Below are 12,133 nucleotides of genomic sequence, written 5' to 3'. Positions count from 1 at the left end.
TGTGACGCGAAGAGTGGGGGCCGGAGGCTCCCGCGAGGAGCGGCAGGACGGGCTCGTCGCAGCTGGGGACGGCACCTGGCCGCCGTGTCGTCCGGAGGACGACGATGCCATCGCCATCGCCGAAGAGCTGATCGTGCTGCTGGACGACGACGGCCGGGAGATCGGCACCATGCCCAAGCGGCTGGTGCACCACGGGGAGACCCCGCTGCACCGCGCGTTCTCGGCCTACCTGTTCGACGCCGAGGGCCGGTTGCTGGTGACCCGGCGGGCGGCCACCAAGCAGACCTTCCCGGACATGTGGACCAACACGGTGTGCGGCCACCCCGGGCCGGGCGAGGCCGACGCCGACGCCATCGCCCGCCGGGCCTCCGACGAGCTCGGCCTGCAGGTGGCGCAGCTGCGCCCGGTGCTGCCGGACTACCGCTACCGGGCCGAGCTCGCCGGCATCGTGGAGAACGAGATCTGCCCGGTCTACCTGGGGGTGCTGATGGGCGAGCCCGCCCCGGCGCCCGACGAGGTGGGGGAGTGGGAGCTGCTGACCTGGGCGGCGTTCCGCGCCCGGCAGGCCGCCGAGGGCGACGCGTGGTCGCCGTGGTGCCGGGAGCAGGCCGACCTGATCGAGACCACCGGGCTGCTGCCCGCGGCCTGACCCGCCCGGGTCAGGCGGTGCGGGGGTCGATGACCAGCCGGACGACGCAGCCGTCGCCGTGCGCCAGCGGCGCGGTGGTCATCCGGTCCACCGCGCGCCGGGCCAGCCACAGACCCATGCCGCCGACGGAGAGGTCCCGGCCGTGCGCCGGGCCGTAGCCGGCCAGCGGCTCGTCGAAGCCCTGCCCGCGGTCGGCCACCACGCACAGCACGCGCTGCTCGGTGACCCACAGCCGGACGTCGACCGGGGGCACGCCGTGCTCGGCGGCGTTGGAGACCACCTCGTCGATGGCGAGCACCAGGTCACCGGCCTCGTCGGGGTCCAGCGGCCCGTCGGCGAGGCTGGCGGTCAGCGCCCGGCGCAGGTCGCGCAGGCTGACGACGTCCTCGACCTCGAGCGTCGGTCGGGTGGTCTCCAGCGGGTCCGGGCCCGGGGCGGCCCACAGCGAGCGGAGCACCTCGGCGGGGTCCTGCCGGTCCGGGTTGTCCAGCACGCCGTCGCCCCCGAGCAGGCCGGGGTGGCAGGCCAGCGCGCGGGCGACCTCCGGGCCCAGGTCGGCCTCGTCGAGCATGCAGAAGTGGTCGACCGCGCGGTCGGCGAGCACGTGGTTCAGCAGGGCCTCGGTCTGCAGCCAGGCCGCCATCCCGGGGCCCAGCAGGCCCACGCTGTCGGTGACCAGCTGCACGCGGGACCGCGTCCCGCCGAACCGGTCCAGCAGCGCGGAGTAGCCGGCCAGCGCGTCGGGCGCCCGGCCCTGCAGCGGCGCGGGGTCCACGGTGTGCACACCCGGCCCGGGCAGCTGGTCCTGGAGTGCGGCAGCGAGCGGCGCGGAGCAGGCGAGCACGACGGAGCCGCCGGCGCCGAGCCCGGCCCGGAGCACCGGGGCCAGCGCTGCAGCGGTGTCGGGTCCGGCGGTGCCCAGCCGAGCGGCGTGCACGTATCCCACCGGAGCCGTCCCGCTCACGTGTCCACCCCCGCCGTCGACCTGCACTTCTCATGCATGCCCGCGATCCGGGGTTGCACACATCACCCGGCCCCCTCTCGGGGTGTGATGTTCGCCGGAGGGGTTGACACCCCCCGGCTGCGGGCAGCGGTCCGGGGGTGACGACGACGCTGTCCGCACCCGCCCGGGTCGGCTGTCCCAAGCGGATGGTCTTCGGCCCGTGCGGCGGCGTGCGCGCGGACGGCGGCTGCGAGGTGGCCGACCACCCGTGCACCTTCCTCGCCGACCCGGCGCCGCCGTGGGACCAGCCGGTGCCGGTGCCCGCCCCCCGGCCCGGCAGCCTGCTGGCCCGGGCGGCGGCGGGGCCGGTCGTCCTCACCGACCTCACCGTGGCGCCCTTCGACCCCGCGTCGGTCCGGGCGGTCGTCGCCGAGCTGGCCGCGGTGTCGGACGGCCTGCTGCTGGGGGAGCACCAGAACCGGCCCGACCTGCCGCCGACCCTGCTGGCCGCCGAGGTGCTCGCCGCCGGTGGCCGACCCTGGGTCACCCTCGCCTGCCGGGACCGCAACCGGCTGGTGCTGGAGCAGGAGCTGGCCGGGCTGGCGCTGGTCGGGGTGGACGGCGTGCTGTGCGTGACCGGGGACGGCCGGGGGCCGGGGGTGCGGCCGGGGGTCACCCAGGTGTTCGACCTGGACGGACCCCGGCTGGCCGAGCTGGCCGCCCGGGTCGGGTTGAGCGCCGCCGTCCCGGAGTCCCCGGAGGCGCCCCCGACCGCCGCCCGGCCGGCGCGGGTGGCGCTCAAGCAGCAGGCCGGCGCCGCGCTCTGCGTGCTCAACCACGTCTCCGGCCCGGCCCGGGTCGCGGCCTTCGTGCAGGCGTGCCGCAGCGAGGGCGCGACGCTGCCGTTCCTGGCGTCGGTCGCGGTCTACACCGACGAGCGGTCGGCCCGGGTGCTGCAGGCCTTCCCCGGCCTGCACCTGGACGCCGCCGCGGTGCAGCGCGTGCTGGCCGCACCCGACCCGGTCGAGGCCGGGATCGCCGCCGCCGTGGCCGAGGCGCGGGCGCTGCTGGCGGTGCCCGGCGTGGTCGGGGTCAACCTGTCCGGGCTCGCCTCGGACCGCGGCGTGCTGGCCGGCGCGCGCACCAAGGCCGAGGTGGCCCGACGGATCCGGGAGGGACAGGCATGAGCGAGCTGGACAGCGCGGCGATGGAGGACGAGTTCGGGGTCGCGGCGGCGTGGACGGAGGAGGCCGTGCGGGCGCTGGGCCCGGGGTACGGCCTGCCCGCCGGGTGCCGGGGCTCGGGCAGCGTGGGGTCCCTGCGCTGGCTGGCCGACCGGCTGGCGCTGGCGCCCGGCGACCTGCTGGTCGACGCCGGGTCCGGGGTCGGTGGCCCGGCCGCCTGGGTGGCCGGCGACCGCCAGGTGCGCCCGGTCTGCTGCGAGCCCATGGTCGGGGCGGTGCACGCCTCCCGGTACCTGTTCGGGCTGCCGTCCGCGGCGGCGATGGGCCAGGCGCTGCCGCTGGCCGACGGCGTCGCGGGCGCCGCCTGGAGCCTGGGCGTGCTGTGCACGACCAGCGACAAGGCCGGCGCGCTGGCCGAGCTGCAGCGGGTGCTGCGTCCCGGTGGCCGGCTGGGCCTGCTGGTCTTCGTGCAGGTGGTGGACGAGCTGCCGTCGCCGCCCCCGGAGGGCAACGAGTTCCCCACCGACGACGAGCTGGACCGGCTGCTGGACGCGGCCGGGTTCGACGTGGTCGAGCGGGCGCCGGCCGACCTGCACGACAACCCACCCGGCTGGGACGACGCCGCCGACGCGGTGGACGCCGAGGTCGCCCGCCGGCACAGCGACGACCCGCGGCACGGCCGCTCGGCCCGGCAGGCCGGCCGGATGGGGGACCTGCTGTCCGCCGAGGCCCTCCGCCCGACCCTGGTGGTGGCCACCCGCCGGGCATGACGGCGGCACCCCGGGCGTTGGCGCGGGCGTGCACGCAGAGGTGGTGGTCGTCGGGGCCGGGCAGGCCGGGCTCTCGGCGGCGTACCACCTGCAGCGGGCGGGCGCGGACTTCGTCGTCCTGGACGCCGACGCCGCGCCCGGCGGCGCCTGGCAGCACCGGTGGGCGTCGCTGCGGCTGGACCGGGCCAACGGCATCGCCGACCTGCCCGGGCTGCCGCTGACCGGGGACCCCGCCGAGCGCGCCTCGACCGCCATGGCCCGGTACTTCGCGGAGTACGAGGAGCACTTCGCGCTGCCGGTCCGGCGGCCGGTCGCCGTCCGCCGGGTGACCCGGACCGACGACGGCTTCGCGCTGCGGACCGGCGAGGGCGACTGGACCGCGCGCGGCCTGGTCAACGCCACCGGGACCTGGTCCCGGCCGTTCTGGCCCGCCTACCCCGGCCGGGAGACCTTCCGCGGCCGGCAGCTGCACGCCGCGCAGTTCCCCGAGGCCGCCGACTTCGCCGGCCAGCACGTGCTGGTGGTGGGCGGCGGCATCTCGGCGCTGCAGCTGCTCATCGAGGTCGCCGAGGTCACCCGCACCACCTGGGTCACCCGGCGGCCGCCGGTGTGGCGGGAGACCGACTTCGACCCCGACGCCGGCCGGGCGGCCGTGGCCCTGGTGGAGCAGCGGGTCCGGGCCGGCCTGCCGCCGGGCAGCGTGGTGTCGGTGACCGGGCTGCCGGTCACCGAGGAGGTCCGCCAGGCCCGCGAGCGCGGGGTGCTGGACCGGCTGCCGGCCTTCGACCGGATGACCCCGACCGGGGTGGCCTGGGACGACCCGGCCCGCACCCTGGACGTCGACGTGGTGCTGTGGGCCACCGGTTTCCGGGCCGCGCTGGACCACCTCGCCCCGCTGCACCTGCGCGGGCCCGGGGGCGGCATCGCCGTGGAGGGCACCCGGGTGGTGGCCGAGCCCCGCCTGCACCTGGTCGGCTACGGCCCGTCGGCCAGCACGATCGGGGCCAACCGGGCCGGCCGCACCGCCGTCCGGGAGCTGCTGGCCACCCTGGGCGGCTGAGCGGGCCTACCGGTCGGGGCGGGGCCGGTCCTGGCGGTGCAGCCGGACGGCGACCAGGGCGATGTCGTCCTCGGCCCGGTCGGGGACGAGGTCGGCCAGCAGGATGTCCGACAGCTCCTCGAGCGGGGTGTCGGCCAGCGTGGTGAGCCGGTCCCGGAGCGCGGCGATGCCGTCGTCGAAGACCTGGTCGCGGCGCTCGACCAGCCCGTCGGTGTACAGCAGCACCGTGGAGCCGCGGGCCAGCGTCGCCTCGTGCTCGCGCCGCGGGGCACCGGCGTGCACGCCCAGCAGCAGGTCCGCCCGGGGCCCGGTCAGCAGCTCGGTGCGGCCGTCCTCGGTCAGGACGACGGGCGGCGGGTGCCCCGCGTTGGACCAGACCAGCCGGGTGACGCCCTGCTCGACCTCCTCGGGCGTCTGCTCGAGCCGGGCCACCAGCACCGAGGCGACGGCCTCCAGCCGGAGCCCCTCCACGGCCCGGTCGAGCCGGCGCAGCACCTCGGCCGGCCCGTGGCCGCTGTCGAAGGCGATGCCGCGCAGCAGGCCGCGCAGCTGGCCCATGACCGCGGCGGCCTCGGTGTCGTGACCGACCACGTCGCCGATCACCAGGATCGTGGCGCCGTCGGGCTGGGTGAACGCGTCGTACCAGTCGCCGCCGACCTGGGCCTCGCGCGCGGCCGGCACGTAGCGGACGGCCATCTGCACGTGGTCGGGCTGCGGGGGTTCGGACAGCATGCTGCGCTGCAGGGTCTCCGCGGCCCGGGCCACCCGTCGGGTCCGGGCGTAGAGCGCCTCGAGCAGGTTGGTCCGCAGCTCGGTGGCCTCCCCGACCTCGGCCGCCGTCCACGGCTCGGCGCGGCCGTGGACCGTCTCCTGCCAGCGGTCGAAGGACTGCCGCGGGGAGATGCGGACCTCGCCGGCGTCCTCGACGACCCGGACCTTGTGGTGCGGGTCCCCGCCCCAGTCGACCGAGCGGATCTTCTCCTGCCGCAGCCACACCACCCACTGGCCCTCGGGCAGCGGGACGGCGAGGGCGCCGCAGGCCACCTCGACCGGGATGTCGAGCGCGGGGGCGTCGGCGGTCAACGACTCGGTGGCGACCACGTCGCGGCGCAGCCCCTCGGCCCAGGCGGCGACGCGGGCGGCCACCGTCTCGTCCACGGGGACGCCGCGGACGGCGGTGTGGCCCTCCAGGTGCACCACGACGCTGTCGGCCGGGACGAGGTCGAGCAGGTCGGGGGCCCCGAGCAGGGAGTCGGCCAGCGGGCGCTCCTCGTCCAGGGTGGCCGCGGTCAGCCAGGCCAGCGTGGAGCGCGCCCGCAGCGCCCGGCGGACCTCCTCCTCGGCGGCCCGGTCGACCAGCCGGAGCGACAGGGTGGAGGCCAGGAACTCCGCGGCCGCGCGGGTGGCGTAGGGCGGGGCGTGCGGACCCGCGTAGTGGTGGCAGGCGATGAGGCCCCACAGCTTGTCCTCGCGCAGCAGCGAGATCGACATCGACGAGGCCACGCCCATGTTGACCAGGTACTCGACGTGGATCGGGGAGACGCTGCGCAGCGTGGAGTAGGTCAGGTCCAGCGGCCGCCCGGTGGCGGGGTGGTCGACCGGGTGGATGACCGCCGGGGTGTAGGGCACCTCGGAGATCAGCCGGATCCAGTTCTTCTCGTACAGCGCCCTGGCCTGGGCCGGGATGTCCGAGGCCGGGTAGTGCAGGCCGAGGAAGGAGGTCAGGCCACCGTGCTGGGCCTCGGCGACCACCTCGCCGTTGAAGTCGGTGTCGTAGCGGTAGAGCATCACCCGGTCGAACCCGGTCAGGCTGCGGACGGCCTGGACGGTGATGTCGTAGAGGGACTGCAGGTCGCTCGCCCGGTTCAGCTCGGCGATGGTCCCGCGCACGGCCTGGTAGGTGTTCGGGAAGCTGAACGGGCGCGGGCCGGAGGCCGGCTCGAGCTCGATCACCAGGCTGCTGGCCAGCGGCCGGCCGGCCGCGTCGACCGGGCCGCTCGCGTCCTTGAGCGACTGCTGGCCGGGGGAGCCGTGCAGCGCCCGGTGCAGGATCGCGTCGACCGGGACCGGGGTGCCGTCGCGGTCGAGGGTGAGCTCGACGGGGTTGCGCTCGCGCAGGTCGCCGAAGGCGGCGGCGCTGCGGGCCACGGCCTGGGCGGGCACCGTGCCCAGGACGTCGGCCAGCGGCCGGCCGAGGGCGGCCTGCCAGGTCACGCCGACGACGTCGGCCAGGTTGGCCGACGCCTGCTCGACGACCAGGTCCGGCTCGCTGACCGCGAGGAGCACGCCGCGGGGCTGGATGCTGCCGGGGACGTGGATCGGCTCGCGCTCGCAGTTGGTCAGGTCCACCGGCGTGCCGGGGGCCAGCCACGGCGTCGGCTGGGTCTCGGTCACGCGGGGACACCTCCGCGGGTCGTGGTCGGTCCGGAGGCGGGACCGGACGCGCCCTGCTGGACGTCGGCGCACCACGAGGCCATCAACCGGAAGGTACGTCGTGCGGCTGCGACCAGCGCGTCGGGATCACCGCCGCGGGCGACGTGGTCGCGCACCGCCCGGCGGAACGCCGCCCAGCGGGCGCCGGTCTGCTCGCCGTAGGGGCTGAACGCCGTGAGCGGACCGGCCTGCGCCAGCCCCGGGAGGGTCGCCAGGTGCCGGTCGATGAACACCCCGCCCAGCGTGGAGCCCTCCAGCACGTACATCGCGCCCAGCGCCTCGTCGGTGGAGGCCGGCTCGGGCACCTCGACGGGCGCCGGCGCGGTGGGGTCACCGCCGAGGGCGGCGAGGTCCGCGGCGAACAGGCCGGCCCGCCGGCGCGCGGCCCAGTCGACCGCGGCGGCGTCGCCCGGGTGCGTCCGCGCCCAGGTGTCCAGGCCGTCCTCGGCCCGCACCCAGAAGGCGTGCATCCGGGCCAGCACCGTGGCCAGCCGGGCGGCGTCCAGCGCCGGGTCGAGCAGGTCGAGGGTGTCCTCGAGCTCCTGGTGCTCGCCCGCGGTGCCGGTGCGCAGCGCCAGCATCACGTCGGGTGGTGCGGCGTCCGGCCCGGTCGGCTGCCTGGTCATCAGACCGACGACCCTAGATCAGGCCACCCGGTCCGGGCCGCGGACCGCCCCTCGCGGCGAGCCGCGCCGCTCGCACGGCCAGGTGCAGCGCGAGCCGGTCCCCGCCGTCGGCCAGGTCCAGACCGGTCACCTCGGCGATCCGGCCCAGGCGGTAGTACAGCGTCTGCCGGTGCACGACGAGCTCGGCCGCGGCGCGCTGCGGGGAGCCCGCCTGGTCCAGCCACACCTCGGCCGTGCGGGTCAGCACCGGGTCGCCCAGCAGCGCGGCGAACGCCGGGTCCGGTCCCTCCAGGCGCACCACCTGGCGCCAGGCGCCCAGCTCGGCCCAGGCAGCCACCGGGGCCAGGGCCGGCACCGCACCGGCCACCCGGGCGGCGTCGACGGCCTCCCGCCACTGGTCGGGCAGCGCCCCGCACCCCGACCGCGGACTGCTGACCCCGGCGGTGCTGCCGGTCGGCAGGCGGTGCAGCGCCGCGGCCGACAGCGCGACGGCCGGGCGGTCGTCGCCCAGGTGCGGCAGCGGCAGCAGGACGGCGACCTGCCGGCCCACCACGGTGCTCACCGCGCCCGCGCCCGGCGCGGTCCACCCGGCGGGCAGCCCGTCGCCGGCGGGGCGGAGGGCCACCACCGCGACCGGGGTGTCCGCGCCGAGCCGGGCACCCAGGCGGTCGGCGGCGGGCCGGTCGGCGGCCAGCGCGACGCGCAGGTCACCGCCGACGTCGTCGGGGACCGGCCGGGCGGCCAGCAGCTCGCCGGCGCGGTCGGCCAGGGCCAGGGCGGCGGCCAGCCCCGGCGGGTCGGGGTCGGCGAGGTCGGTGCGGCCCTCGTCGAGCAGCCACAGCCACCCGTGCAGCCGGCCGCGGTGCCGGACCGGCAGGCAGAGCCGGGTCAGGATGCCGGCGACGGGGTCGGCCGGGGTGCGCAGCGGTCCGGTCGCCCGGTCGATGCCGAAGTCGCGGAACCACTGCCGGGTGGCCGCCGTCGACCCCCGGGTGAGGATCGAGCGGGTCCGGACGGCGTCCAGGCCGGTGAGCACCTCGTCGCCCTGGGCGCAGAAGGCCAGCAGGGTGAACCCGGTGTCCTCCAGCGTGGCCGGGGCGCCCAGCAGCCGGGACACCTCGTCCACGAGGTCCTGGAGGTCGTCCCGCATCAGACGATCGTACGAAGGAGTCCGGACAGCTGTCGCTGGTGACCGCGGACACCTCGCTCCTAGGTTCGAGCCAGTCCCCACCGCCCGGAGGTCCTCGTGCTCGGTCAGGCTCTGCTCGTCGCGTCCCGCCGTCCCGGGTTGCGCAAGGTCGTCGTCGGCACCCCGGTCACCCGGCGGGTCGTCGACCGGTTCGTCGCGGGGGAGACGCTGCCCGACGCGCTGGCCGCGGTGGACGCGCTGCGCCGCGACGGCATCGCCGTGACCCTCGACCACCTCGGCGAGGACATCACCAGCCGCGCCGAGGCGGTGGCCTCCCGGGACGCCTACCTCGCCCTGCTCGACGGCCTGGCGCCGCTGCAGCTGGGCCGGGCGGCCGAGGTGTCGGTGAAGCTGTCGGCGTTCGGCCAGGCGCTGCCCGGTGGCCACGACCTCGCCCTGGAGCTGGTCCGGCCGGTGGCCGAGGCGGCGACGGCGGCCGGCACCACGGTCACCCTGGACATGGAGGACCACCGCACCGTGGACTCCACGCTCGCGGTGCTGGCCGAGCTGCGGCGGGACCACCCGGGCACCGGCGCCGTCCTGCAGGCCGCGCTGCACCGGAGCGAGGCCGACGCCCGGGACCTCGCCGTCGCCGGCTCCCGGGTCCGCCTGGTCAAGGGCGCCTACGCCGAGCCGCCGACCGTGGCGCACACCAACAAGGCCGAGGTCGACGCCGCCTACCGGCGCTGCCTGGAGATCCTCTTCAGCGGCGACGGGTACCCGATGGCCGGCACGCACGACCCGGCGATGATCGCCCTGGCCCTGGAGCTGGTGGGTCGCACCGGCCGGTCGGCCGACAGCTACGAGTTCCAGCTGCTCTACGGCATCCGGACCGGCGAGCAGCAGCGGCTGGCCGCCGACGGGCACACCGTTCGCGCCTACGTGCCCTACGGCGCCGACTGGTACGGCTACTTCATGCGGCGGCTGGCCGAGCGCCCCGCGAACGTGCAGTTCTTCCTCCGCTCCCTCGTGACGAAAGGCTGAGGAAGGACCACCCTTCCCCCCTCGACTCGCACGCTCGCCGCGGGCCCCTGAAGGGCAGCCGCACCACCTACTCGATCCAAGGAGCTCCTTCTGTGGACGGCATCACCCAGGTCCCCGCCCCGCGCAACGAGCCGGTGCTCGACTACGCCCCCGGCTCGCCCGAGCGCACCGAGCTGCAGGCCGAGCTGGTCCGCCTGGCCGCGGCCCCGGAGGAGCTGACCGCGACGATCGGCGGCCGGCAGCGGATGGCCGGCGGCGCGGCGTTCGACGTGGTCGCCCCGCACGCCCACGCCCAGGTGCTGGGGACGTCGGCGCACGCCACGGCCGCCGACGCCGCCGACGCGATGACCGCGGCCAAGGCCGCCGCCCCCGGCTGGGCCGAGCTGTCCCAGGACGACCGGGCCGCGGTCTTCCTCAAGGCCGCCGACCTGCTGGCCGGGCCGTGGCGGCAGACGCTGAACGCCGCCACCATGCTCGGGCAGTCCAAGACCGCCCAGCAGGCCGAGATCGACAGCGCCTGCGAGCTGGCCGACTTCTGGCGCTACAACGTGCACTTCGCCCGGCAGATCCACGCCGAGCAGCCGGTGTCCTCGCCCGGCGTCTGGAACCGGGTGGACCACCGCCCGCTGGAGGGCGTCGTCTACGCCGTCACCCCGTTCAACTTCACCGCCATCGCCGGCAACCTGCCCACCGCGCCGGCCATGATGGGCAACACGGTGGTCTGGAAGCCCGCGCCCACCCAGCAGTTCGCCGCCCACCACCTGATGCGCCTGCTCGAGGCCGCCGGCCTGCCCGACGGCGTCATCAACATGCTGCCCGGCGACGGCGTCGCGGTCTCCGACGTGGTGCTCGCCGACCGCGACCTGGCCGGCATCCACTTCACCGGCTCGACGCCGGTCTTCCAGCACCTGTGGCGCACCGTCGGCGCCAACATCGCCGACTACCGCACCTACCCGCGGGTCGTCGGGGAGACCGGCGGCAAGGACTTCATCGTCGCCCACCCCTCCGCCGACCTCGCGGTGCTGCGCACCGCGATGGTCCGCGGCGCCTTCGAGTACCAGGGCCAGAAGTGCTCGGCCGCCTCGCGGGCCTACGTGCCGCGCTCGCTGTGGACGAGGCTGCGCGACGACCTCGCCGGGCTGGTCGACTCGCTGCCGATGGGGCCGGTCACCGACTTCTCGAACTTCCTGGGCGCGGTCATCGACGCCAAGTCCTTCGCCAAGCTGTCCGGCGTGCTGGACCGGGCGCGCAGCGACTCCGCGCTCTCGGTCGTCGCCGGCGGCACCTGCGACGACGCGGAGGGCTGGTTCGTCCGGCCGACCGTGCTGGAGGGTTCCGACCCGACGCACGACGTGTTCCGCACCGAGTTCTTCGGGCCCGTCCTCGCCGTCCACGTGTTCGACGACGCCGACTACGACGCCGTCCTCGCCCAGATGGAGTCCGTCGCCCCCTACGCCCTCACCGGTGCGGTCATCGCCCAGGACCGGACGGCGATCGCGCACGCCGCCCGGGTGCTGCGCAACGCCGCGGGCAACTTCTACGTCAACGACAAGCCCACCGGCGCCGTCGTCGGCCAGCAGCCCTTCGGCGGCGCCCGCGCCTCGGGCACCAACGACAAGGCCGGCGCCGCGCAGAACCTGCAGCGCTGGACGTCGACCCGGGTGGTCAAGGAGACCTTCGCCCCGCCCCGGTCGCACGCCTACCCCTACATGGGCTGATCAGCGGGGCCGCTCGTCGGCGAGCTCGGCCAGCAGTCCGTCCACGGTCTGCTGCGCCGAGCCCTGGCCGGTGTAGGCGTGGCCGGGCTCGTCGTCGGCGAGGGGTTCCAGGGTGGCCAGCTGGCTGTCCAGCAGCGACCCGGGCATGTAGTGGCCCTTCCGCTCCCGCAGCCGCTGCTCCAGCACCTCGCGCGGGGTGTCGATGTGGGCGAACCACACCGAGGGGTGCCCGTCGCGCAGCAGGTCGCGGTACCCCCGCCGCAGCGCCGAGCAGGTGATGACCAGGTCGGTGCCGGCGGCCTCGTGCTCGCCGACCCGGCCGGCCACCGCCCGCAGCCAGGGCCAGCGGTCCTCGTCGGTCAGCGGGGTGCCCGAGCGCATCTTCTCGACGTTGGCCGCCGGGTGCAGGTCGTCGCCCTCGACGAAGTCGCACCCCAGCGCCTCGGCGATGCCGACGCCGACGGTGGTCTTGCCGGTGCCCGACACCCCCATCACGACGACGGAGACGGGCGCGGGTCGGGGGGAGGCGGCCATCCCACGACCGTAGGGGACGGGAGCCCGGGGACTCCTGGCCCCG

The 12,133-nt window shown here is 76.5% G+C and carries 11 protein-coding genes; 6 read left to right on the top strand and 5 right to left on the bottom strand.

Annotated elements, in window-relative coordinates:
- Position 1: 1 nt before the first annotated feature.
- The gene (gene idi / locus LFA75_RS04610) at positions 2 to 649 is read left to right on the top strand and encodes an isopentenyl-diphosphate Delta-isomerase (protein WP_225232516.1); all 648 of its coding nucleotides are present in this window, start codon (positions 2 to 4) and stop codon (positions 647 to 649) included.
- A 10-nt stretch (positions 650 to 659) separates the two neighbouring features.
- Here idi and LFA75_RS04605 read toward each other — a convergent pair whose 3' ends face one another.
- The gene (locus LFA75_RS04605) at positions 660 to 1,613 is read right to left on the bottom strand and encodes an ATP-binding protein (protein ID WP_225232515.1); all 954 of its coding nucleotides are present in this window, start codon (positions 1,611 to 1,613) and stop codon (positions 660 to 662) included.
- Positions 1,614 to 1,750: 137 nt separating this feature from the next.
- Between LFA75_RS04605 and LFA75_RS04600 the strand changes: the two genes are divergently transcribed.
- From LFA75_RS04600 to LFA75_RS04590, 3 genes are read left to right on the top strand one after another with little or no spacing between them, the layout of a single operon-like run.
- Positions 1,751 to 2,779, top strand: coding sequence for a methylenetetrahydrofolate reductase C-terminal domain-containing protein (locus LFA75_RS04600; protein WP_225232514.1), 1,029 nt, complete (start codon positions 1,751 to 1,753; stop codon positions 2,777 to 2,779).
- Positions 2,776 to 3,546: a class I SAM-dependent methyltransferase gene (locus LFA75_RS04595; RefSeq protein WP_225232513.1), complete on the top strand. Its 771-nt coding sequence runs from the start codon at positions 2,776 to 2,778 to the stop codon at positions 3,544 to 3,546. Before LFA75_RS04600 ends, LFA75_RS04595 begins: the two co-directional genes overlap by 4 nt.
- 28 nt (positions 3,547 to 3,574) lie before the next feature.
- Complete coding sequence (locus LFA75_RS04590; protein ID WP_225232512.1) at positions 3,575 to 4,606, top strand: FAD-dependent oxidoreductase; 1,032 nt, start codon at positions 3,575 to 3,577, stop codon at positions 4,604 to 4,606.
- A 6-nt stretch (positions 4,607 to 4,612) separates the two neighbouring features.
- On the opposite strand, the gene LFA75_RS04585 is transcribed toward LFA75_RS04590, so the two are convergent.
- The 3 genes from LFA75_RS04585 to LFA75_RS04575 are packed head-to-tail and all read right to left on the bottom strand — an operon-like array spanning position 4,613 to position 8,815.
- Entirely contained in the window at positions 4,613 to 7,000 is a 2,388-nt protein-coding gene (locus tag LFA75_RS04585) for a SpoIIE family protein phosphatase (protein WP_225232511.1), read from the bottom strand.
- Entirely contained in the window at positions 6,997 to 7,665 is a 669-nt protein-coding gene (locus LFA75_RS04580) for a biliverdin-producing heme oxygenase (protein ID WP_225232510.1), read from the bottom strand. Before LFA75_RS04580 ends, LFA75_RS04585 begins: the two co-directional genes overlap by 4 nt.
- A gap of 13 nt (positions 7,666 to 7,678) precedes the next feature.
- On the bottom strand, positions 7,679 to 8,815 hold the full coding sequence (locus tag LFA75_RS04575; protein WP_225232509.1) for a PucR family transcriptional regulator: 1,137 nt from the start codon (positions 8,813 to 8,815) through the stop codon (positions 7,679 to 7,681).
- Positions 8,816 to 8,911: 96 nt separating this feature from the next.
- On the opposite strand from LFA75_RS04575, the gene LFA75_RS04570 reads away from it, so the two are divergent.
- Together LFA75_RS04570 and pruA are read left to right on the top strand one after the other, a co-directional pair.
- Positions 8,912 to 9,838, top strand: a complete 927-nt coding sequence (locus LFA75_RS04570; RefSeq protein WP_225232508.1) for a proline dehydrogenase family protein — start codon at positions 8,912 to 8,914, stop codon at positions 9,836 to 9,838.
- A 92-nt stretch (positions 9,839 to 9,930) separates the two neighbouring features.
- A complete protein-coding gene (gene pruA, locus LFA75_RS04565) occupies positions 9,931 to 11,556 on the top strand; it encodes an L-glutamate gamma-semialdehyde dehydrogenase (protein WP_225232507.1) in 1,626 nt (541 codons plus the stop codon).
- Here the strand turns inward: pruA and LFA75_RS04560 are convergent, their stop codons facing one another.
- On the bottom strand, positions 11,557 to 12,090 hold the full coding sequence (locus LFA75_RS04560) for a gluconokinase (protein WP_225232506.1): 534 nt from the start codon (positions 12,088 to 12,090) through the stop codon (positions 11,557 to 11,559). It lies immediately after the preceding gene.
- Between the last annotated feature and the right edge of the window lie 43 nt (positions 12,091 to 12,133).

This window comes from Klenkia terrae (genome assembly GCF_900491935.1).
GTDB classification, from domain to species: domain Bacteria; phylum Actinomycetota; class Actinomycetes; order Mycobacteriales; family Geodermatophilaceae; genus Klenkia; species Klenkia terrae.
This window is presented reverse-complemented; position numbering and strand designations above follow the sequence as displayed.

What these genes read in the sequence shown, in the direction of transcription:
- LFA75_RS04595 (WP_225232513.1), top strand. Translation starts at nt 2,776, where the DNA reads ATGAGCGAGCTGGACAGCGCGGCGATGGAGGACGAGTTCGGGGTCGCG.
- LFA75_RS04580 (WP_225232510.1), bottom strand. Translation starts at nt 7,665, where the DNA reads ATGACCAGGCAGCCGACCGGGCCGGACGCCGCACCACCCGACGTGATG.
- LFA75_RS04575 (WP_225232509.1), bottom strand. Translation starts at nt 8,815, where the DNA reads ATGCGGGACGACCTCCAGGACCTCGTGGACGAGGTGTCCCGGCTGCTG.
- LFA75_RS04560 (WP_225232506.1), bottom strand. Translation starts at nt 12,090, where the DNA reads ATGGCCGCCTCCCCCCGACCCGCGCCCGTCTCCGTCGTCGTGATGGGG.